This window comes from Achromobacter sp. Root565, from assembly GCF_001427425.1.
In the GTDB taxonomy this organism is placed as follows: Bacteria; Pseudomonadota; Gammaproteobacteria; order Burkholderiales; family Burkholderiaceae_B; genus Achromobacter; species Achromobacter spanius_D.
In genome coordinates this window covers 3,182,395-3,203,366 of record NZ_LMGO01000001.1, presented here as the reverse complement: position 1 = coordinate 3,203,366, position 20,972 = coordinate 3,182,395, and the positions used below count along the sequence as shown (strand labels likewise).

General features: G+C 64.7%; 20 protein-coding genes. 18 read left to right on the top strand and 2 right to left on the bottom strand.

Going from position 1 to position 20,972, the window contains the following annotated elements; translation table 11 throughout:
- Positions 1-20 precede the first annotated feature (20 nt).
- Complete coding sequence (locus ASD71_RS14340) at positions 21-923, top strand: NAD(P)/FAD-dependent oxidoreductase (protein WP_056565004.1); 903 nt, start codon at positions 21-23, stop codon at positions 921-923.
- Positions 924-954: 31 nt separating this feature from the next.
- Here the strand turns inward: ASD71_RS14340 and pcaD are convergent, their stop codons facing one another.
- On the bottom strand, positions 955-1,761 hold the full coding sequence (gene pcaD, locus ASD71_RS14335; protein ID WP_056565000.1) for a 3-oxoadipate enol-lactonase: 807 nt from the start codon (positions 1,759-1,761) through the stop codon (positions 955-957).
- A 95-nt stretch (positions 1,762-1,856) separates the two neighbouring features.
- On the opposite strand from pcaD, the gene ASD71_RS14330 reads away from it, so the two are divergent.
- The 5 genes from ASD71_RS14330 to ASD71_RS14310 all read left to right on the top strand — a co-directional run bounded on the left by ASD71_RS14330 (position 1,857) and on the right by ASD71_RS14310 (position 6,237).
- Positions 1,857-2,759, top strand: a complete 903-nt coding sequence (locus tag ASD71_RS14330) for a LysR family transcriptional regulator (protein WP_056564997.1) — start codon at positions 1,857-1,859, stop codon at positions 2,757-2,759.
- 135 nt (positions 2,760-2,894) lie between these two features.
- A complete protein-coding gene (locus ASD71_RS14325) occupies positions 2,895-3,863 on the top strand; it encodes a tripartite tricarboxylate transporter substrate binding protein (protein WP_056564994.1) in 969 nt (322 codons plus the stop codon).
- Positions 3,864-4,529 carry a 3-oxoacid CoA-transferase subunit A gene (locus tag ASD71_RS14320; protein ID WP_056564932.1) on the top strand — a complete coding sequence of 222 codons (666 nt, stop codon included), beginning with the start codon at positions 3,864-3,866 and terminating at the stop codon, positions 4,527-4,529.
- A gap of 1 nt (position 4,530) precedes the next feature.
- Positions 4,531-5,229 carry a 3-oxoacid CoA-transferase subunit B gene (locus tag ASD71_RS14315; RefSeq protein WP_056564929.1) on the top strand — a complete coding sequence of 233 codons (699 nt, stop codon included), beginning with the start codon at positions 4,531-4,533 and terminating at the stop codon, positions 5,227-5,229.
- Positions 5,230-5,265: 36 nt separating this feature from the next.
- Positions 5,266-6,237: a tripartite tricarboxylate transporter substrate binding protein gene (locus ASD71_RS14310; protein WP_056564926.1), complete on the top strand. Its 972-nt coding sequence runs from the start codon at positions 5,266-5,268 to the stop codon at positions 6,235-6,237.
- Positions 6,238-7,511: 1,274 nt separating this feature from the next.
- Here ASD71_RS14310 and ASD71_RS14305 read toward each other — a convergent pair.
- Positions 7,512-9,284: a M61 family metallopeptidase gene (locus tag ASD71_RS14305; RefSeq protein WP_056564923.1), complete on the bottom strand. Its 1,773-nt coding sequence runs from the start codon at positions 9,282-9,284 to the stop codon at positions 7,512-7,514.
- A gap of 28 nt (positions 9,285-9,312) precedes the next feature.
- Between ASD71_RS14305 and ASD71_RS14300 the strand changes: the two genes are divergently transcribed.
- The 12 genes from ASD71_RS14300 to ASD71_RS14245 all read left to right on the top strand — a co-directional run bounded on the left by ASD71_RS14300 (position 9,313) and on the right by ASD71_RS14245 (position 20,874).
- On the top strand, positions 9,313-10,089 hold the full coding sequence (locus ASD71_RS14300; protein ID WP_056564920.1) for an enoyl-CoA hydratase: 777 nt from the start codon (positions 9,313-9,315) through the stop codon (positions 10,087-10,089).
- Positions 10,090-10,339: 250 nt separating this feature from the next.
- The gene (locus tag ASD71_RS14295) at positions 10,340-11,893 is read left to right on the top strand and encodes a DUF1254 domain-containing protein (protein WP_056564910.1); all 1,554 of its coding nucleotides are present in this window, start codon (positions 10,340-10,342) and stop codon (positions 11,891-11,893) included.
- Positions 11,894-12,331: 438 nt separating this feature from the next.
- Complete coding sequence (locus ASD71_RS14290) at positions 12,332-12,745, top strand: ATP synthase subunit I (protein WP_056566917.1); 414 nt, start codon at positions 12,332-12,334, stop codon at positions 12,743-12,745.
- Between the two features lie 82 nt (positions 12,746-12,827).
- Positions 12,828-13,709, top strand: coding sequence for a F0F1 ATP synthase subunit A (gene atpB, locus ASD71_RS14285; protein ID WP_056564907.1), 882 nt, complete (start codon positions 12,828-12,830; stop codon positions 13,707-13,709).
- A gap of 118 nt (positions 13,710-13,827) precedes the next feature.
- The gene (gene atpE / locus ASD71_RS14280; protein ID WP_003815363.1) at positions 13,828-14,070 is read left to right on the top strand and encodes a F0F1 ATP synthase subunit C; all 243 of its coding nucleotides are present in this window, start codon (positions 13,828-13,830) and stop codon (positions 14,068-14,070) included.
- Between the two features lie 144 nt (positions 14,071-14,214).
- Positions 14,215-14,685: a F0F1 ATP synthase subunit B gene (locus tag ASD71_RS14275; protein WP_008167494.1), complete on the top strand. Its 471-nt coding sequence runs from the start codon at positions 14,215-14,217 to the stop codon at positions 14,683-14,685.
- 12 nt (positions 14,686-14,697) lie between these two features.
- A complete protein-coding gene (locus ASD71_RS14270; protein ID WP_056564904.1) occupies positions 14,698-15,237 on the top strand; it encodes a F0F1 ATP synthase subunit delta in 540 nt (179 codons plus the stop codon).
- 28 nt (positions 15,238-15,265) lie between these two features.
- Positions 15,266-16,807, top strand: coding sequence for a F0F1 ATP synthase subunit alpha (atpA, locus tag ASD71_RS14265; RefSeq protein WP_056564901.1), 1,542 nt, complete (start codon positions 15,266-15,268; stop codon positions 16,805-16,807).
- A gap of 98 nt (positions 16,808-16,905) precedes the next feature.
- A complete protein-coding gene (gene atpG, locus ASD71_RS14260) occupies positions 16,906-17,811 on the top strand; it encodes a F0F1 ATP synthase subunit gamma (protein ID WP_056564898.1) in 906 nt (301 codons plus the stop codon).
- Positions 17,812-17,854: 43 nt separating this feature from the next.
- Positions 17,855-19,255: a F0F1 ATP synthase subunit beta gene (atpD, locus tag ASD71_RS14255; RefSeq protein ID WP_056564896.1), complete on the top strand. Its 1,401-nt coding sequence runs from the start codon at positions 17,855-17,857 to the stop codon at positions 19,253-19,255.
- A 9-nt stretch (positions 19,256-19,264) separates the two neighbouring features.
- Complete coding sequence (locus tag ASD71_RS14250; protein WP_056327609.1) at positions 19,265-19,690, top strand: F0F1 ATP synthase subunit epsilon; 426 nt, start codon at positions 19,265-19,267, stop codon at positions 19,688-19,690.
- Positions 19,691-20,004: 314 nt separating this feature from the next.
- The gene (locus ASD71_RS14245; RefSeq protein ID WP_056564893.1) at positions 20,005-20,874 is read left to right on the top strand and encodes a helix-turn-helix domain-containing protein; all 870 of its coding nucleotides are present in this window, start codon (positions 20,005-20,007) and stop codon (positions 20,872-20,874) included.
- Positions 20,875-20,972 lie beyond the last annotated feature (98 nt).

Sequence of the window (20,972 nt, the reverse complement as noted above, 5' to 3'; positions counted from 1 at the left end):
CGCAGTCAATAAGGGGTGAAATGCAACAGATGCACGATTCGGTCATTGTAGGCGGCGGCCCGGCCGGCGCCTCCTGCGCCCTCTGGCTGGCCCGGCTGGGCCTGTCCCCGCTGCTGGTCGAGGCCAGCGCCCGCCTGGGCGGGCTGGGCAATGACAACCCGTTCGCCGATGACTGGATCGCCGTGTTGCCCGGCGTGACCGGCCAGCAGGTGGCGGCCAATATCGACACCAGCGTGCGCGCCGCCAATGTGCCCCTGCGGCTCGAAACCCGCGTCACCGGGGTGCGGCCCTGCAAGGGCGGCATCGAAACCACGCTTGCCGGCCCGGACGGCCAGGAAGTCCTGGCCCGCGCCCGCACCCTGGTCATCGCCTCCGGCGTGCGCGCCAAGGGTCTGCCCGACCACCCGCCGGCCGCGTCCTGGCCGGGCGTGCTGATCGGCCCCGGCTCGCCCATCGTGGCGCAGGATTATTCCGGCCTGACGGTCGCCGTCCTGGGCGGCGGCGACAACGCCTTCGAAAACTTCGTCTACGTACGCAACCGGGGCGCGCGCACGGTTCATCTGTACGCACGCAGCGTGCGCGCCCAGCAGCAATGGGTCACGCGCGCCGGGACCGGCGGCGTGCACATCGGACCCTACAAGGTCGATCCGGCCACCCGCAGCGTGGACGGCCGGCAATACGACCTGATCCTTGTCTTCTACGGCTGGGAACCGCAGGCCGCGTTCGCCGACGATCTGCGGCTGGCGCGCGACGAGCGCGGCTACATCCGCACCGACTTCGCCACCGCCGAAACCAGCGTGCCCGACATCTACGCCATCGGCGAGGTGGCGCACCGCATGCACCCCTGCGTAGTGACATCGATGGCCGACGGCGTGGTCGCGGCCAAGGCCATCCAAAGGCGCTGGGAGCGCGCGGGGGCGTAAAGCGGACCCGCCCCGCCGCGCGCCGGTCAGCTCAGCCGCGATCGGCTTGCGCCAGGAACGTCAGCACGGCATCCAGGAATTCCTCGGGTCGTTCCACATTCGACAGATGCACCGCCGGCAGGATGCGCAATTCGGCGCCCGGCACCGTCGCCGCGATGCGTTCGCCGTGGCTGGCCGCCGTCACGGTGTCGTCGCGGCCCGCGATCACCAGCGTCGGCCGGTCGATCAACGCGTTCGTGCGGCGCAGGTCCATGTCGCGCACCGCCGCGAAAGCGCCCGCCAGCCCTTTCGGATCCGTTGCCAGCAGCATGGCGCGAAAGACGGCGATCACCGGCCCTCCTGCCGGCCGCATTGACGCGGGAAACCAGTTGGCCAGGAACGATTCGGCGATTTCCGTCATGTCGGGCGCCCGCAGGGTCTCGGCGATGCGCGCGTCCCATTGCGGAGCAGGGCCCAGATAGTCCGACGTGTTCGCCAGGATCAGCCGGTCGATGCGATCAGAAGCATGCACGCCCAGCCACTGCCCGATCATGCCGCCCAGCGACAACCCCAGAAACTGCGCCCGCGCGATATCCAGCGCATCCATCAGCTCGATCACATCGCGGCCCAGCCGATCCAGCGAATACGCGCCTTCCGGCACGCCGGACGCACCGTGGCCGCGCGTGTCGTATCGCAGCACGCGGAAGGACCGCGATAAGGCGGCCACCTCGGCATCCCACATGTGCAGCGTGGTGCCGATGGAGTTCGACAGGATGAGGACGGGCAGGGCGGCGTCGCCGTCGAAGCGGTAGGCGACGCGCACGCCGTCGCCCGTGGTGAAGAAAGAAAGCGTGGACATGGAAGTCTCCGTGGAAAGAAACGGCTTTCAGCGTAGTTGCGCCGCCTTCCAGAAAAAACTACAAACTTCGAACAGTCTTTGTCGGAAAAGCTGAAATGAGCGATTTCACGCTGCACGATCTGCAGTGCTTCGACGCGGTGGTGCGGGCCGGCGGATTCCAGGCGGCGGCCGCGACGTTGCACCGCTCGCACCCGGCCGTCTTCGCCGCCGTCGCCAAGCTGGAACGGCAACTGGGGCTGACGCTGCTTGATCGCAGCGGCTACCGCGTCACCCCGACCGCCGCGGGCATCTCGTTTCACCGCCGGTCACAGCCGCTGCTGCGCGAACTGGACGGCTTGCGCACCCATGCCGCGCAACTGGCCATGGGCGAGGAAAGCGATCTGCACGTCGTCATCGGCGACTTCTGCCCGCGAGCAGAAACGCTGGGTCTGCTCAGCCGCTTTTTTTCGGCGTGCCCGGCCACGCGGCTGCATCTGCATGTCGAGGCCGTGGGCGGACCCGAAGAGCGCCTGCTGGATGGCGACGCCGACCTGATCCTGCATCGCGTGGACAAGACCGATCCGCGCATCGAATGGCTCGACCTTGCCAAGGTGCCATTCCTTCCGGTCGCCGCGCCCGGCTATCTGCCCGATTCCGGCACTGCGGGCATCGACGCGCGCACGTTGCGCGGCTACACGCAGTGCGTCATGCGCGACACCGCCCGGCATACGCCGCCGCGCGACTACTTCATGATCGAAGGCGCCGCGCGGTGCACCGTGCCGGACCAGCTCATGAAAAAGGACATCATCCTGCAGGGGATGGGATGGGGCCATCTGCCGCGCTTTCTGATCGAGGACGAATTGCGCGACGGCCGCCTGCGGTCCCTGGCCAGCCGCCGCCTGCCCGGCACCACCGAGACGCTGGTCGCCGCGCGGCGCGCCGACAGGCCGCACGGAGCCGTGCTGGCGCGGCTGTGGCAGCACCTGCAGCAAGCGGCGGACGGCTTCCAGTTGCGCTGAGGTCCCTTCGGCGCCGGCGCCATCTTCAGCGCAGGCGAACCCACACCTCCGGATTCCGGAATAGGCATTTGCCACCCCAGCGCCCACACTCGTGCTCACGAGTTGACCAATCAATGGTCACGCAGGGAGACAAGCATGATGTGTGCGCATCGCTGGCTGGCGGCCGGCGCGATGGCCATCGCCATCGCGAACCCGGCGCAGGCGGCCTGGCCTGAACGGCCCATCACCCTCATCATCCCGGCCGCGCCCGGCGGCACCACGGACATCTCGGCGCGCCTCATCGCCGACAAGCTGGCCGCCAAGCTCGGCCAGCAGGTCGTCGTCGAGAACCGCGCCGGCGCCGCGGGCATTATCGGCGCGCAGGCGCTGGCGCGCGCCAAGCCCGACGGCTACACGCTGCTGATGGGCAACATCGGCCCCAACGCCATCAACTACGCGCTTTACAAGACGCTGCCCTATAAGCCCGCCGACTTCGCGCCTGTCACGCTCGTGATCTCGGTGCCCAACGTGCTCGTCGTCAACGAGGCCTCGCCGGCCCGCAGTGTGGCGGACCTGCTGGCGCAGGTCAGGCAAGACCCCGCCAAGGTGTCCTTCGGCAGTTCCGGCGCGGGCCAGTCGCCGCACCTGTCCGCCGAAATGTTCAAGCAGCGCGCCGGCATCCCCGGCACGCACGTCGCCTACAAGGGCGCCGGCCCCGCCGTGGCCGCGCTGCTCGGACAGCAATTCACCTTCATGATCGATAACCTGCCCAGCTCCATGCCGTACATCCAGGCCGGCAAGCTGCGTGCGCTGGCCGTCACCAGCGACAAGCGCCTCGCTGAATTGCCGAACGTGCCGACCATGGCCGAGGCCGGCGTGAAGGACATGGTGGTCACCGCGTGGTTCGGCCTGGTCGCGCCCGCGGGCACGCCGCAAGACGCCGTCGACAAACTCTACGCCGCCACGCGCGACGTGGTGCGCAGCCCCGAGATCAGCGAACGCTTCAAGGCCATGGGCGGCCAGGCGGGCGGCAACACGCCCGCGGAGTTCGCGGCCTTCATCGACCAGGAACGCGTCCGCTGGAAAAGCATCGTGGACGCCGCGGGTCTCGTGCAGGAGCAATAGGTGATCGACAAGATTCAGGAATCCATGGCGCAGGCCGTGGCCGTCATCCCCGACGGCGCATCCGTGCTGGTGGGCGGCTTCGGCGAGGCCGGCGTGCCCTATGAGCTGCTGCACTGCCTGGCGGAACTCGGCCGGCGCAACCTCACCATCATCTCCAACAACGCCGGCACGTTCGAACGCGGCATCGCCGCGCTGCTGGTTCGCAAGCAGGTCCGCAAGATCATCTGTTCGCACCCGCGCCCACCCAACTCCGACGCCTTCGCGCGCGCCTACCGCGCAGGCGAGGTCGAACTGGAATGCGTGCCCCAAGGCACTTTGGCCGAACGGCTGCGCGCCGCGGGCGCGGGACTCGGTCCGTTCTACACGCCCACCGGCTATGGCACCGAACTGGCCGAGGGGCGGCGCCAGGAAGTCATTGACGGCATCGGCTACGTGCTCGAGCAGCCGCTGCGCGCCGACTACGCGCTCATCCGCGCGCATCTGGGCGACCGCTGGGGCAACCTCATGTACCGCCATGCCGCGCGCAACTTCAACCCCGTCATGTGCATGGCCGCGGCGCACGCCATCGCGCAGGTCGACGAGATCGTGCCGCTGGGCGCGCTGGTGCCAGAACAGATCATGACGCAGGGCATCTTCGTGAAATCCGTCGTGCGCGTGGAGGCCTGACATGCAGGACATCATCGGCCTGACCCGCCAGCAGATCGCCCAGCTTCTGGCCAGCGACATTCCCGACGGCGCCATCGTCAACCTCGGGATCGGCATGCCTACCCTGGTCGGCGACTACCTGCCCAGCGGCCGCGAGATCCTGCTGCACAGCGAAAACGGCATCCTCGGCATGGGCCCCGCCGCCAACGGCGACGAGGTCGACCCCGACCTCATCAACGCCAGCCGCCAGCCCATCACCTTGCTGCAAGGCGCATCCATCACCGAACACACCATCTCCTTCGCCATGATGCGCGGCGGCCACCTGGACTACGCCGTCCTCGGCGCCTTCCAGGTGTCCGAACGCGGCGATCTGGCCAACTGGAAAACCGACGCCACCGACGCCATCCCCGCCGTCGGCGGCGCCATGGACCTGGCCGTCGGCGCCAAGCAGGTGCTGGTCACCATGGAACACCGCGGCCGCGACGGCACGCCCAAGATCCTGCGGCAATGCACTTATCCGCTCACCGGCAAGGGCGTGGTATCGCGCATCTATACAGACCTTGCCGTCATCGACGTCATGCCCGTGGGTTTGGAGGTGCACGCGATGAAGGCGGGCGTGACCGAAGACTTCCTGCGGTCGGTCACTGAAGCCCCGCTGCATTTTCCGCAAACGCCGCGAACGATCGCCGTGGACGGCGAGGGCGTGCCGAGATACGCGTAAACGTGGAGCGCCCGGCGCCGGGCAAAGGAGCTACCGATGATTCGTTCAACCCTGGCCGCCGGATCGGCAATTGCGCTGTGCCTCGGCGCGGCCGCCGTCGCCCACGCCGCGCCAACCTATCCCGACAAGCCCATCACCTTGCTGATCCCGTACCCGCCGGGCGGCAGCGCCGACATGCTCGCGCGCCCACTGGGCGCAGAACTTCAGAAGCAGTGGGGCCAGCCGGTCGTCCTCGAATACAAGCCCGGCGCAGGCGGCGCCATCGCCTCCGCCCAACTCGCCCGCGCGAAGCCCGACGGCTACACGCTCCTGATGGTGCTCGCCGCCCACACCATTAACCCCAGCCTCTATCCCTCGCTGCCGTACGACACCCGCAAGGACTTCGCCCCGGTCTCCCTCGTCGCCACGCTGCCCATGCTCGTCGCCGCACCGCTCGCCACACCCGCCAACACCGTCACCGAACTCATCGCCTACGGCAAGGCGAATCCCGGCAAGCTGAGCTTCGCGTCCGCAGGCAACGGCAACACCAGCCACCTCGCCGCCGAGATGTTCAAGCACCAGACGGGCGCCGACATGATGCACGTTCCCTACAAAGGTAGCGGCCCCGCCGTCGTCGCACTGCTCGGCGGCGAAGTGTCGCTGATGTTCGACAGCATCTCGACCTCGCTGCCGCAAGTGCAGGCCGGCAAACTCAAGGCAATCGCCGTCACCGGCGAACACCGCTCCCCGCTCCTGCCCGACGTCCCCACCGTCGCCGAAACCGTCCCCAACTTCGTCGTCAACGGCTGGTACGGGATATTGGCGCCGGCGGGCACGCCGGGGGCGGTGGTTGATGCAGTCAGCAAGGGAATTGCGGAGGCGGTGTCAGTGCCAGCGGTGAAGGGGCAATTGGCGGGATATGGTTATGAGGTGGTGGGGTCGACGCCGGCGGAGTTTGGGGCGCATATTGAGCGGGAGTTAGGGACTTGGAAGAGGGCGGTTGAGGTGTCTGGGGCGAAGGTGAATTGAAGGGTTGTCTCGGCGAGGGGAGGCAATGTGGGTGTCTGACACCCGCTTAGGCGGTGCTTCACGCTGAGGTCATCTTTCCTGGGTGTCTGACACCGGCCCGGGTGGCAATGGTCTTCGTAGGTCGCCCGCCGCCGCGGTCACCGTGGGCACGATCGCCCACGATTGCGGTCCGGAGCCTTCGCTCCGGACTGCCCCATCCTCATCCTCGTCCTCGCCTGCGGCGACTCCTACGGATTCCGTCGGGCGCATCGACGGCGCTCGCGCCCACGGTGACCGCGACGCCGTGCTGCTAGGGTCTTTGGTTTAGGGCGCTGTAAGACCTGTGGTCGGGGTAGGAAATCTGCGGGGCCGCCGGGTTGCGGCCGCCCGGACGGCGGCAACCCGGCATCGGGCCGGAGGGGCGTCGTGGCGGTGATCGCTTGCGCGCTGGTGACGGTGGGTTTGCTAATGGCCCGCCGTCACGGAGGGAGGGGCGATGATGGGCGGCGCGGCGACGTTCAGCCACAACTTGGCGACCCGTACGCGCCGCCCATCGGGCACGGGAGTTCAAATGACGATTAACGTCGGTTGGGTCTGAACTTCCCAAGAGCGTCTGCCGCTGTCGGTGTCTGACACCCTAGGGAGACGCACTTGGTATGAAGCGAATCTCACCAGGGTGTCAGACACCTCATTCAGTCTTACGAATTCGAGGGGTGTCAGACACCTCATTCGGCATCCGGTACTGGAGTTCAAATGACGGTTATTGCGGTCTCTGCTGAATCTGCCGAGAGCATCTGCCGCTGCCGGTGTCTGACACCCTCGGGAGACACACTTGGCATGAAGCGAATCTCACCAGGGTGTCAGACACCTGGAGCAGAAGCAGCCACACGCGAAGCGTCATCGCCACGCCGTAATACGCCGCGTAAGTCCCCGAAGGCCGCCCGCGCAGCCGAACGGGGACGGGCATCGCAAGACGCTTCTAGCTCGAAGAGCCCCCCGCAAAAACGCCAAGCACACCGACATCCCCGCCGCCCGAAAAATTTCAACTGTTCGAGTCCGGTGCGGTGGCAGCCCGGGGTGCGCGGGGCGTCGATAAGCCCGAGGGAATCTGAAGGGAGCCGAAGGCGGACGAAGATGACGACGGGGGGGGCCGCCTAGGCAAGTCCGGAGCGAAGGCTCCGGACCGCGATCGTGGCCCCGCGCGCCCCGGGCTGCCGCCGAGCCGGACGCCTTAAGAACCGAAGACATCGCCGTGCCGGACCTCTTAAGAACTCAACCCCGCCAAACCAAACCCCTCAAACCAACACACACTCCAAAGCCTCAGGCCCACTCAACCTCACCCGAAACTCCCGGAGTTCATCCCGCCGAAACACATGCACATTCACCCGCTCCCCAGCCCGGTACTGCGCCAATAACAACTCCAACCCCGCCGGCGCATCCACCCGCAACCCATCGATTGCCACCAACACATCGCCAGCCGACAACCCGGCCTTATGCCCAGCCCCGCCTTCAAGGACAGTCGCCAACATCAGCGACTCACCTTGCTTGCGCGTCCGCACGTCCAATGACGGAATATTGGCCGACGCCTTCCATTGCAGCTTCACGCCTTGCGATTCAAGCAGCGCAGCCAACGGCACATCCGCAGTCCCGTAAGCATGCCGAGCAATGAACCGGCGCGTATCGACGCCCGTCGCTTCCTCGATCAGCGCCGGCAGCCCGTCTTCAAGCAACCCTTGCGGCTTGCCCCGATAGAAATCCCGCCCATAGCGTTCCCACAAAAGACGCATCACATCGTCCAGCGAATGCGCGCCAGACGATTCCTCGCGGATCAGCAGATCCAGTCCCAGCGCCACCAGCGCGCCCTTCGTGTAATAGCTCACCAGCGCGTTCGGCGAATTCTCGTCCTGCTTGTAATACCGCGTCCACGCATCGAAAGAGCTTTCAGCCACTGACTGCTTATGCCGCCCCGGCGTGCGCGCCACGCTCGTGATCGTCTTGCCCAGCAGACGCAGATAATCCGCGCGCGTGATCGCGCCCGAGCGCAGCAGCAGCAGATCGTCGTAATAGGACGTGAATCCCTCAAACACCCACAACAACCGCGTCAGATCCGGTTGCGAAAGATCGTACGGCGCGAAAACGTCCGGCTTGATCCGCTTCACGTTCCACGTATGGAAATACTCGTGACTCACCAGCCCAAGGAATCCCCGGTAGCCGTCGCCCTGGCCTTGCTGTCCCAGCACCGGCAGGTCCTTGCGGGCCGTCATCAGCGCCGTGCTTGCGCGATGCTCCAGACCGCCGTAGCCGTCGCCCGTCACCATCGTCATGAACACATAGCGGTCCGCACTGTCCAGGAACGGCGCCCGCTTCGCGCGCGGTTCGAAAAACGCAATCTGCGTCTCGCAGATCTTCTTCACGTCTTCCGTGATCCGCGCAAGATCCAGATTCGGCGCAACCCCCGTGAACACCAGTTCGTGCTCCGCGCCGTGCGCCACAAACCGCGATACCTGCGGCGTGCCCATCTCTACCGGGTGGTCGATCAGCGCGTCATAGTCCGGCGCCAGGTACAGCCCGAACCCGTGCCGCCGCGCCGCGCCCTTGTGACCCGCCGCTTCCGGCAAGCTCGTGTACACCTTCCAGCCGTCGATGCCCCGCGGCGGCGCCAGGTCCACCAGGCAGGGTTCATGGTCCTGGCCCTGCACGCGCAGGAACACGCTCGTGCCATTGAAGAACCCGTGCGTCTCGTCCAGATGCGCGCCGCGCACCGACAGATCCCACGCATACACCGTGTACTCGACCCGCAGCGGCCCCTCGCAAGGCGCGGCCTGCCAAGTGTGGTTGTCTGTTTTGTCGACATTCACCCGCCGCGTTCCCGAATATGCGGCCAGCGACTCGATCTGTCGCGAGAAGTCGCGGATCAGATAGCTGCCCGGAATCCAGGCCGGCAGCGACAGGCGCTGGCCTGCGGGCGAGGGCGAAGCGATCGTAAGGGTTATCCGGTAGCGGTGGCCGGCGGGATCGTGCGGCGCAAGGCGGTAAAGTATGGGCGGTACGTCATCAATTTTTTTCATGGCTCATATCTTATTACCGGAGACATTCATGAGCGAGTCGTTTGTACTGGTCGAAACCCGGGGCCGAGTCGGCCTGCTGACGCTGAATCGTCCCAAGGCGCTCAACGCGCTGAACGATCAGCTCATGGATGAACTCGGCACCGCGCTGCTCGCGTTCGAGGCCGATCCCGATATCGGCTGCGTCGTCATCACCGGCAGCGAAAAGGCCTTCGCCGCGGGCGCTGACATTGGCGCCATGAAGGACTGGTCCTACATGGACGTGTACGGCAGCGAATACATCACCCGCAACTGGGAAACGCTCAAGCGCATCCGCAAGCCCGTCATCGCCGCCGTCGGCGGCTACGCGCTGGGCGGCGGCTGCGAACTCGCCATGATGTGCGACATCATCATCGCCGCCGACACCGCCAAATTCGGCCAGCCGGAAATCAAGCTCGGCGTCATCCCCGGCGCCGGAGGCACGCAGCGTCTGCCGCGCGCCGTCGGCAAGGCCAAGGCCATGGATCTCGCGCTGACCGCCCGCATGATGGGCGCCGACGAAGCCGAACGCGCCGGCCTCGTCTCGCGCGTCGTCGCCGCCGACAAGCTGCTCGAAGAAGCCATCGACGCCGCCACCGTCATCGCTTCCATGTCGCTGCCGTCGGTCATGATGGCCAAGGAATGCGTCAACCGGGCATTCGAAGGTTCGCTCAACGAAGGCCTGCTGTTCGAACGCCGCGTCTTCCATTCGCTCTTTGCCACCGAAGACCAGAAGGAAGGCATGGTCGCCTTCACCGAAAAGCGCAAACCTGACTTCAAACACCGTTAAGCCTTGTTACGTACGGGCCTGCATTGACCGCAGGCCCTGCGTTGCCCGGCGCGCCCTATGAAGGCGCGCTTTTTCATGCGCATCAGCAGCCAATTTGCAGGTTTCGCCTTGAAACGTCTGCCTAGCACCTTGTTGCAGAGTTCGGCCCTATCCTGATTGAGCGTCATCCCGAGGTGCCGCGCCAAGCGGCTTGCACTGGCAAGTCCCGCGCGGCGGCTCGATTGCAAACAAAATCAAGAAGGAGCCTTGCATGCGTATACCTACCGCTACCCGCCGGCTGTCCACGGCTGCGCTCGCCGGCGCGCTCAGCGTCTGCTTTATCAACGTCGCCCAGGCTCAATCGCCGCAGTCCACGCTGCGGCTGGTCTCCGAGACGCCGTATCCGGCCGCCCAGGCCGCCGCGCCGCAGATGAACGAAGCGGAGTTGCGCGATACCGCCATCGACGCTTATGTCTACGCCTATCCCATGGTGCTCATGGAATTGGCGCGCCGTCAGGCCACGGCCGTGCAAAGCCCGCTGGACGGCAAGGCGCCGATGAACCAGTTCGGCCACAAGGCCGCCTTCCCCGACCCGCGCGCGACCGATGCTCCGTGGCCCAGCGCCGACGCCCTGTATTCCAGCCTGTGGTTCGACGTCTCGCGCGCCCCGCTCATCATCAACCTGCCTGACACCGGCGGCCGCTACACCGTGCTGTCCGCCCTGGATATGTGGAGCGACGTCTTCGCCTCGCGCGGCACGCGCACCAACGGGCAGGGCGCCCAGTCCTTCGCGATTGTCGGGCCGCACTGGAACGGCACCGTGCCCGCTGGCGTCGACGTGATCCGCAGTCCGACCTCGACGGGCTGGCTGATCGGCTGGACGCAGGCCGGCGGTCCGCAGGACTACGCCGCCGTCAACCAGATCCAGGCCGGCATGACCGCGCGGCCTTTGCTCGTGCCCGTCACGCCGTCCACCACGCCGCGTGGCCGCAACGCCGGCACGCCCTTCCCGCAAACCGGCGCGGGCGTTGGCACCGCGCCGATCGGCAGCACCCTGCCCATGCCGGCACCAGCGACGACCGTGCCCGATGGCTCCCCCGCCGAGCAGGTCGCGGGGATGGATGCAGCCTCGTTCTTTGCCGTGTTCTTCGACGCGCTGCGCAACAACCCGCCGCACGCCAACGACACGCCCATGCTTGACCGCATGCGCCGCATCGGCCTGGATGACCGTCAGCCGTTCTCGTATGGCCGCCTGAGCCCGGCCGTGCAGCAGGCCCTCACGGATGCGCAACCGCTGGCTGGCCGCCGCATCGCCGACAACGTCTCGCGCCTGGCCACCCCGATCAATGGCTGGAACACCGTGCTGACCGGCATCGGCACCTACGGCACCGACTACACGCGCCGCGCCGCCATCGCGTATGCCGGCCTGGGCGCGCCGACGCCGGAAGATGTGCTGTACCCGGTGACGGTCTCGGATTCCAAGGGGCGTCCGCTGGACGCCAGTGAAGACTACGTGCTGCACTTCGACAAGGGCCAACTGCCCCCCGCCGCGCTCTGGTCGCTGCACGTCTACAACAGCAAGTACGGCTTTGCCGAAAACCCGGCCAACCGTTACGTGATCCGCAGCACTGACGGTCTGAAGTACAACGCCGACGGCTCGCTCGATATCTATGTCCAGCGCCGTGACCCGGGCGAGTCCAAGCGCGCTAACTGGGTCAGCACGCCGGCCGCCGATGGCTCGTTCGTACTCAGCATGCGTTTGTATGCGCCGCAGAACATTGCACTGGACGGGCAGTGGGCGCCGCCGCCGGTCAAGGAAGACTAAGCTTCGGCAGGCACATCAAGCGCAAATAAGGCGCACATGCGGCACACATAAGGCGCGCGGTCTCCAACAAGGGGCCGCGCGCCTTTTCATGGCGGGTGCATACCGGAGGAGGCGCCCCGGCGACGCCTCGCTCGTCCCCCATTTTGCCGTCCCAAGCGGACGGTGTTGCCACCTTACAAACCGCCGAAAGTTCATTTGCTAGGGTGCAAAAAACCAAGCTATACTCTGCGGGTTTGACGCTTGCGGGATAAGAAACATGCGCCTAAAAAAGCGCGTCGGTTCCCTCAGGGCCAGGTTAAGCGGGGAAGTTTGATGCAGCAGAACTCCATGCAGCAACAGCAGGGCCAGCGGGACCAGCAACAGCAGGACCAGCAACGGCAGGGTCAGCAACGGCAGGGTCTGAGGCCCAGTCTGGATCAGGATTCGATCGATCTGGACGTGGTGGAAGTTCTGGTACTCAGTGACGCGGATCGCGCGGCGCTGAATGCTCAAGCGAGCCGTGGGCTCTTGTTGGCATTGGCGGCGCAAGGCGCCATGGGGCTCGCAGCAGCAGTAATAGCGGGGGTTGTCGGAGGGGCGGCGGCAGGTTGGTCGGCGCTGGCGGGGGCAGGAGCGTATTTCATACCCAATGCGTTGTTCGCATTGCGCCTGGCTGTCAGCGTTCGGGCCGGTAAGGCCAGTCCCTTTACCTTTCTCTCTGGTGAGTTGATCAAGTTGTTCGCAACGGCGTTGCTGTTGTGGCTGATTTCGCGTGTGACGCAGGACTGGCTTGTTTGGCCTGCCGCGTTGCTCGGTCTGATACTCACACTGAAAGGCTATCTCCTGCTTCTGATGTTCCGCAGGCTGTCTTAGCGCCGAGTAAGTTGCGGCAAACGAAATCGTGGAATCGTCCGGTTCGCAAGGGCCGGGCATACAGCAAATAGGATAGGTTCAAATGGCTGCTGCCAGCGACGTGTCGCCTCAATCCGCGTATATTCAGCATCACTTGGTGCATCTGAACAATACCGGTGAGAAACAGAGCGCTATTGCTCAGTTCGACATCATCAATTACGACTCGTTGTTCTGGTCCGGCCTGATGGGCCTGATCGTCATTTTCTTCCTGTGGCGCGCCGCGCGCCGCGCCACCAGCGGTGTTCCTTCCCGCTTCCAGGCCTTCGTGGAAATGATCGTCGACATGGTCGACGACCAGGCCAAGGGCATCGTCCACAACGCCAAGAGCCGTCTTTTCATCGCCCCGCTGGCCCTGACCGTGTTCCTCTGGATCATCCTGATGAACGCGCTGGACTTGCTGCCGGTCGACCTGCTGCCCTCCATCTGGCGCCTGACCGGCCTGGGTGCTGAGCACGGCGATCCTCTCTATTACCACCGCATTCTGCCGACCGCCGACCTGAACGTGCCGATGGGCATGTCGCTGGGCGTGCTGCTCCTGATGTTCTACTACGGCATCAAGATCAAGCAGCCGGGCGGTTTCGTCAAAGAACTGTTCACCGCGCCGTTCCATGCGCATGGCCTGGGCGCCATCGTGCTGGCCCCGTTCAACCTGCTGCTGAACCTGATCGAATACGCCGCCAAGTCCGTGTCGCTGGGCATGCGGTTGTTCGGCAACATGTTCGCCGGCGAACTGATTTTCATGCTGATCGCCCTCCTGGGCGGCGCCTGGACCGGCTTTAACGGCGCCAGCATCGGCTTGGGCATCGGCCACATTCTGGCCGGCTCGATCTGGGCAATCTTCCACATCCTGATCGTTCTGCTCCAGGCCTTCATCTTCATGATGCTGACGCTGGTGTATCTCGGCCAGGCTCACGAAGGCCACTGATCCCCCGAATTTCCGGTGTCGGCCACCCGGCCGGCATCGGATAGCAAGATTATCTTGCATTGAGCTGTACCTCTTATTTTTCAATTTTTGACTTCAGATTTCTAACCAAGGAGTTGTCATGACCAACGTCGCTTTCGTTGCCCTCGCTTGCGGTCTTATCATCGGTCTGGGCGCTATCGGCGCTTGCATCGGCATCGCACTGATGGGCGGCAAGTATCTGGAAGCTTCGGCTCGTCAGCCTGAACTGATGAACGCTCTGCAAACGAAGATGTTCCTGCTGGCTGGCCTGATCGACGCGGCATTCCTGATCGGCGTGGGTATCGCCATGCTGTTCGCCTTCGCCAACCCGTTCGTCGGCTAAGGCACCGCCCGCCGGCAAATAGGTGGGTCATGACGCTGGCGGCGATGAGAGCAACGGCTCCATCGCCGATCAGCAAAGTATCGAGTGCTCCGCGACGCCCCTTCCCGGGTGCGGTCGGAGCCGCAAGGTGTTAAAGGAACGACCGTGAATCTGAACGCGACGATCATTTTCCAGATGCTCGTGTTCTTCGTTCTGGGCTGGTTCACGATGAAATTCGTGTGGCCTCCCCTGACGAAGGCGATGGACGAGCGCCGCCAAAAAATCGCCGACGGCCTGGCCGCCGCCGAGAAGGGCAAAGCCGACTTGGCTCAAGCCCAGGCGCGCGTCAGTCTGATCGAGGCTTCTGCCAAGTCCGAAAACCACGCACGCATCATCGAGGCCGAGAAGCAAGCTGCCTCCCTGATCGAGCAGGCCCGCCGCGAAGCGGAAGCCGAACGCGCCCGCATTGTGGCGCAAGCAGCTCAGGATGCCGCGCAGGAAGTCCAGCGCGCCCGCGAAGCGTTGCGCGACGACGTCGCCGCGCTGGCCGTCAAGGGTGCTGAACAGATCCTCAAGCGCGAGGTTGACGCCCGCGCACACGCCGAGCTGCTGAACCAGCTCCGCGCGCAGCTCTAATCCGGGACCGTCATGGCTGAACTTTCCACTGTTGCCCGGCCCTACGCTGAAGCGCTCTTCAGCGCAGCGCGCGACGACAAGGCCGGTCTGCCGGCGTGGGCCGACCTGATCAGCGTAATGGCTCAGGTCGCCTCCAACCCCGACGTGCGCGAGGCCATGGCCGATCCGCGTCTGGGCGACAAGCAGCGCGTCGAACTGTTTACCGGCCTGATCAAGGCCGATTTTCCGCAAGCCGCCCGTAATTTCATCGAGCTGTTGGTCGAAAACGACCGGCTGCTGCTGCTGCCCGAGATCGCCACGCAATTCGTCGCGCTGCGGAATCGTCACGAAGGCACGGCGCAGGCGGAAATCACCAGCGCGTTCGAGCTGAGCGATGCCCAGGTCAAGGATCTGGTCGCCGCGCTCGAACAAAAATTTGGCCTCAAGCTCAAGCCCAGCGTTACCGTCGACCCGTCGTTGATCGGCGGCGTGCGCGTGGCCGTCGGCGACCAGGTGCTCGATACTTCCGTACAAGCCCAATTGGTCCGCATGCGCGATCAGCTCGCCGCTTAAGGCTACTAACAGGATTCCAGGAGTCAATATGCAACTCAATCCCTCCGAGATCAGCGAACTGCTCAAGAGCCGCATCGAGGGCCTGGGCGCTTCGGCTGATGTCCGTACTCAGGGCACCGTCGTGTCCGTGACCGACGGTATTACCCGCATCCACGGCTTGTCCGACGTGATGCAGGGCGAAATGCTCGAATTCCCCAACAACGTTTTCGGTCTGGCGCTCAACCTCGAGCGTGATTCCGTCGGCGCCGTTATTCTGGGCGACTACACCGGCGTTTCCGAAGGCGACCAGGTCAAGACGACCGGCCGCATTCTGGAAGTTCCGGTTGGTCCGGAACTGAAAGGCCGCGTGGTCAACACGCTGGGCGAGCCGATCGACGGCAAGGGCCCGGTCAACGCCAAGGCCACCGACATCATCGAAAAAGTGGCGCCTGGCGTTATCGCCCGCCGCTCGGTGTCGCAGCCGCTGCAAACCGGCATCAAGGCTATCGACTCGATGGTTCCCATCGGCCGTGGCCAGCGCGAACTGATCATTGGCGACCGCCAGACCGGCAAGACCGCCGTGGCCGTCGACACGATCATCAGCCAGAAGGGCAAGGGCGTCACCTGCGTGTACGTCGCTATCGGCCAGAAGGCTTCGACGATCAACAACGTGGTCCGCAAGCTCGAAGAGCACGGCGCGATGGAATACACCATCGTCGTGGCCGCCTCGGCTTCCGACTCCGCCGCCATGCAGTACCTGGCTGCCTACGCCGGCTGCACGATGGGCGAATACTTCCGCGATCGTGGCGAAGACGCCCTGATCGTTTATGACGATCTGACCAAGCAAGCCTGGGCCTACCGCCAGGTCTCGCTGCTGCTGCGCCGTCCGCCGGGCCGCGAAGCCTACCCGGGCGACGTGTTCTACCTGCACTCGCGCCTGCTGGAACGTGCTGCTCGCGTCAACGAAGAGTACGTCGAGAAGTTCACCGAAGGCGCCGTCAAGGGCAAGACCGGCTCGCTGACCGCGCTGCCGATCATCGAAACCCAGGCAGGCGACGTGTCGGCCTTCGTTCCGACCAACGTGATCTCGATCACCGACGGCCAGATCTTCCTGGAAACCGACCTGTTCAACGCCGGTGTCCGCCCCGCAATCAACGCCGGTATCTCGGTGTCGCGCGTCGGTGGCGCTGCCCAGACCAAGGTCGTCAAGAAGCTGTCCGGCGGTATCCGTACCGACTTGGCGCAGTACCGTGAACTGGCCGCCTTCGCGCAGTTTGCCTCCGACCTGGACGACGCTACCCGTCGCCAGCTCGAGCGCGGCAAGCGCGTCGTTGAACTGCTCAAGCAGCCGCAATACCAGCCGCTGCAAGTGTGGGAACTGGCCGTCACGCTGTACACGGTCAACAACGGCTACCTGGATGACGTGGACGTGGCCCAAGTGCTGTCGTTCGAGAAGTCGCTGAAGGATCAGCTCAAGAGCAAGCACGCTGCTCTGATCCAGCGCATCGAAGACACCAAGGAACTGTCCAAGGACGACGAGGCCGAACTGGCCGCCGCCGTTCAGGAATTCAAGAAGCACGGTGCTTTTTAAGAAAGTGATGGGTTAGGCGTCCCAGGCGCCTCACCCATCCTTCCCGGATGGTTGAGGCGCGAGCGGAACCCATCGGCCAGTCTTCACAGGAAAGCGCAATGCCCGGAATTAAGGAAATCCGAACCAAGATCAAGAGCGTGCAAAACACGCGCAAGATCACCAAGGCGATGGAAATGGTCGCCGCATCCAAGATGCGCAAGGCGCAGGAGCGGATGCGTGCAGGCCGTCCGTACGCCACCAAGGTGCGCGAGATTGCTGCGCACCTGATGCAGGCCAATCCCGAGTACAGCCACCCGTACCTGGTCGAACGCGAAATCAAGGCGGTCGGCGTGGTCATGGTGACGACCGACAAGGGTTTGTGCGGCGGCTTGAACACCAACATCACCCGCGTGATGTTGGGCAAGCTGAAAGAGTTCGAGAAAGCCGGCATCGCCGTGCAAGCGACCGCTTTCGGCAACAAGGGCGTGGGTGTGCTGACCCGTATCGGCGCCAAACTGGTTTCCCAGGAAGTGCAACTGGGCGACAAGCCGCAACTCGACCGCCTGCTGGGCGCGATCAAGGTGCAGCTGGACGCCTACCTGGAAGGCCGTATCGACGCGCTGTACGTGGCCTCGACCCGCTTCGTCAACACGATGAAGCAAGAGCCGCTGTTCCTGCGTCTGCTGCCGTTGGCCAGCGGTTTGGAAGATCCGTACCAGACGGGCGCCGATAGCCTGGCCAAGACCTCGGAAGTGAAGTCGGAATACAGCTGGGATTACATCTACGAACCCGACGCCCGTAGCGTGATCGACGACCTGCTGCAGCGTTACGTTGAAGGCCTGCTGTACCAAGCCGTGGCCGAGAACATGGCTTCGGAGCAGTCGGCCCGGATGGTCGCCATGAAGGCGGCGTCGGACAACGCCAAGAAGGTCATCGGCGATCTGCAACTGGTCTACAACAAGACCCGTCAGGCCGCGATCACCAAAGAAATTTCGGAAATCGTAGGGGGCGCTGCCGCCGTTTGAGGCAGGCAGCATCCCGTCAAAAGCTATCAAGCAAGGAATCGACATGAGCAACGGAACCATCGTTCAGTGCATTGGCGCCGTGGTGGATATTCAGTTCCCCCGCGATCAGATGCCCAAGATCTATGAAGCGCTTACTCTGGCCGACGAGGGTTCCTCGTTCGCCGAAAAGGGTCTGACGCTGGAAGTGCAGCAACAGCTGGGCGACGGCGTGGTGCGTACCATTGCGCTGGGCTCCAGCGACGGTCTGCGCCGCGGCATGAAGGTCGCCGGCACGGGCGCCCCGATCTCGGTGCCCGTCGGCACCGGCACGCTGGGCCGCATCATGGACGTGCTGGGTCGTCCCATCGACGAAGCCGGCCCGATCCAACACGAAGAAAAGCGTGGCATCCACCAGGCCGCTCCCCGTTTCGACGAACTGTCGCCGTCGGTGGAACTGCTGGAAACCGGCATCAAGGTTATTGACTTGGTGTGCCCGTTTGCCAAGGGCGGCAAGGTCGGCCTGTTCGGCGGCGCCGGCGTGGGCAAGACCGTGAACATGATGGAACTCATCAACAACATCGCCAAGCAGCACAGCGGTTTGTCGGTGTTTGCCGGCGTGGGTGAGCGTACCCGTGAAGGCAACGACTTCTACCACGAAATGGAAGAGTCGAACGTTCTGGACAAGGTCGCCATGGTGTTCGGTCAGATGAACGAACCCCCCGGCAACCGTCTGCGCGTGGCGCTGACCGGCCTGACGATGGCCGAGAAGTTCCGTGACGAAGGCCGCGACATCCTGTTCTTCGTGGACAACATCTACCGCTACACCCTGGCCGGTACGGAAGTGTCCGCACTGCTGGGCCGTATGCCGTCCGCCGTGGGTTATCAGCCCACGCTGGCCGAAGAAATGGGCAAGCTGCAAGAGCGCATCACGTCGACCAAGACCGGCTCGATCACCTCGATCCAGGCCGTGTACGTCCCTGCGGATGACTTGACCGACCCGTCGCCTGCCACGACCTTCCAGCATTTGGACTCGACCGTCGTGCTGTCGCGTGACATCGCCGCCCTGGGTATCTACCCGGCCGTCGACCCGCTGGATTCGTCCAGCCGTCAGCTCGACCCGCAAGTCGTCGGCGAAGAGCACTACGCCGTTGCCCGTGGCGTGCAGCAGACGCTGCAGCGCTACAAGGAACTGCGCGACATCATCGCGATTCTGGGCATGGACGAACTGTCGCCGGAAGACAAGCAGGCCGTGGCCCGCGCGCGTAAGATCCAGCGCTTCCTGTCGCAGCCGTTCCACGTCGCCGAAGTGTTCACCGGTTCGCCCGGCAAGTACGTTCCGCTGGCCGAAACCATCCGTGGTTTCAAGATGATCGTCAACGGCGAGTGCGACAGCCTGCCGGAACAGGCGTTCTACATGGTCGGTTCGATCGACGAGGCCTTCGAGAAGGCCAAGAAACTGCAATAAGGAACCGATATGGCTACCCTGCATGTGGATGTGGTCAGCGCAGAGGAAGCGATCTTCACCGGCGAGGCGAAGTTCGTGGTTCTGCCTGGCGAGTCGGGTGAACTGGGCATTCTGCCCGGCCACACCCCGCTGATCTCGCGCATACGCCCCGGAACGGTCAAGATCGTTCGTGCCGACCAAGGCGAGGAAAACATCTTCGTCGCCGGGGGTATCCTGGAAGTTCAGCCGGGCAGCGTGACGGTCCTGGCCGACACGGCAATCCGTGCCGCCGACCTCGACGAAGCCCGCGCCCTGGAAGCGCGCCAGAAGGCCGAACTGGCCCTGGCAAACGCCAAGGACAAGGCTGACATCGCTGTCGTCGAAGCCGAGCTCGCCATGCTGGCTGCGCAAGCCATCGCGGCGCGCAAGCTGCGCCAAGGCGGCCGCTCGCACTAAGCGGCGATGCGGTTGCCGGGCTTGTCCCGGCGTAGAAAAAAGCGGCCTTCGGGCCGCTTTTTTCATTCCCATTTATTGCAAGGTGTCTGACACCCAATGAGACGCTGTCGATTGCAAGGTGTCTGACACGCGCTGAGACGCTGTCGCAAGCTGACGATCATCTCCTTGGGGTGTCAGACACCTTGCTTACCGCCAACCATGCGCCGCCCCACGGCGCGTCGCCCTGTAGCGGCCTGCCGCAATGCGTTCACTACGAATAGTCGGCAGGGGGCTGCAACAGTAGCCTTCAGTTTTGCGATGCAAACGAGGAAGGCATGCGAGACGTGCTGGATTGCGGGGTGCTGCTGGCGCCCGGCCATGAAACGACGATGGGCGCCTGGATCGCCAGCCATCAGGCCAGGCTGATGCGCGTGCGGCTGCATCCGGTGTCCCTGGCGCCGCAGGCCCTTGACGCCGCGCCGCCGGATTCCCTGGCTCGGCAGGCGTTGTCCCTACGAAGATATGACGCCTGCATTCTGCCCGTGGCGCTGCACTCGCTTGCGTGGTCCCGCATGGCTTTGCAGCTTGCGCGTAACGCGCTGTCCACGCCCATTTTGCTGCTCATCCACGACGTCAAGGCGCCGGCCATTCTGGATCTGCTCAGCCTGGGCGCGGCGGACTTCATCTCGCAGCCGGTATGCATGGAAAGCCTGCGCGTGCGGCTGATCCGCCTGGCTCGCCGCGGCGCTCTACCGGGTGCTCTACCGGGCGCTCTACCGGGCGCTCTAACGAGTGCTGGCGCGGCGGGCAGCGTCCATGAGCACCCGTTCAACTATCTGGGTGAGCACCCGGACGCGCACTGCGCCGAGCACGCGGCACATTCACCCCACGCATCTCGCGCGGGTTCCGCGCGTCCCAAAGTCCCCGCCGACATCGTCGAACACGCCTTGAGCAGCTTGCGGCACCAATACCGGCGGGGTGCGCAAGAAACGTTCCGGGCGGCAAAGGCGCAGGTGGTGAATGGCTTCGAGCGCGAATACATTCGTCACGCGCTGTCGCGCCACGGCGGCAATGTGGCGCAGGCGGCACGCGCATGCGCCAAGCATCGCCGCGCGTTCTGGGCGCTGATGCGCAAACACGGAATCGAAGCCGCGCCGTACCGCCAGGCGGCGCAGGCTGCCGCGCGGATGCACGAAATGGGCTAAGGCGTAACAGGCCGAACGTCCGCAGCTTCTACCCATTGCGCCCGCTCAACCCCGCCGGTGCGGGCGTGGCCCGCCTTGTCAGCCAGGGGAAGTAAACT

Coding starts and splice junctions, on each gene's coding strand:
- ASD71_RS14340 (WP_056565004.1), top strand. CDS start 21: ATGCAACAGATGCACGATTCGGTCATTGTAGGCGGCGGCCCGGCCGGC.
- pcaD (WP_056565000.1), bottom strand. CDS start 1,761: ATGTCCACGCTTTCTTTCTTCACCACGGGCGACGGCGTGCGCGTCGCC.
- ASD71_RS14330 (WP_056564997.1), top strand. CDS start 1,857: ATGAGCGATTTCACGCTGCACGATCTGCAGTGCTTCGACGCGGTGGTG.
- ASD71_RS14325 (WP_056564994.1), top strand. CDS start 2,895: ATGATGTGTGCGCATCGCTGGCTGGCGGCCGGCGCGATGGCCATCGCC.
- ASD71_RS14315 (WP_056564929.1), top strand. CDS start 4,531: ATGCAGGACATCATCGGCCTGACCCGCCAGCAGATCGCCCAGCTTCTG.
- ASD71_RS14310 (WP_056564926.1), top strand. CDS start 5,266: ATGATTCGTTCAACCCTGGCCGCCGGATCGGCAATTGCGCTGTGCCTC.
- ASD71_RS14305 (WP_056564923.1), bottom strand. CDS start 9,284: ATGAAAAAAATTGATGACGTACCGCCCATACTTTACCGCCTTGCGCCG.
- ASD71_RS14300 (WP_056564920.1), top strand. CDS start 9,313: ATGAGCGAGTCGTTTGTACTGGTCGAAACCCGGGGCCGAGTCGGCCTG.
- ASD71_RS14295 (WP_056564910.1), top strand. CDS start 10,340: ATGCGTATACCTACCGCTACCCGCCGGCTGTCCACGGCTGCGCTCGCC.
- atpB (WP_056564907.1), top strand. CDS start 12,828: ATGGCTGCTGCCAGCGACGTGTCGCCTCAATCCGCGTATATTCAGCAT.
- atpE (WP_003815363.1), top strand. CDS start 13,828: ATGACCAACGTCGCTTTCGTTGCCCTCGCTTGCGGTCTTATCATCGGT.
- ASD71_RS14270 (WP_056564904.1), top strand. CDS start 14,698: ATGGCTGAACTTTCCACTGTTGCCCGGCCCTACGCTGAAGCGCTCTTC.
- atpA (WP_056564901.1), top strand. CDS start 15,266: ATGCAACTCAATCCCTCCGAGATCAGCGAACTGCTCAAGAGCCGCATC.
- atpG (WP_056564898.1), top strand. CDS start 16,906: ATGCCCGGAATTAAGGAAATCCGAACCAAGATCAAGAGCGTGCAAAAC.
- atpD (WP_056564896.1), top strand. CDS start 17,855: ATGAGCAACGGAACCATCGTTCAGTGCATTGGCGCCGTGGTGGATATT.
- ASD71_RS14250 (WP_056327609.1), top strand. CDS start 19,265: ATGGCTACCCTGCATGTGGATGTGGTCAGCGCAGAGGAAGCGATCTTC.
- ASD71_RS14245 (WP_056564893.1), top strand. CDS start 20,005: ATGCGAGACGTGCTGGATTGCGGGGTGCTGCTGGCGCCCGGCCATGAA.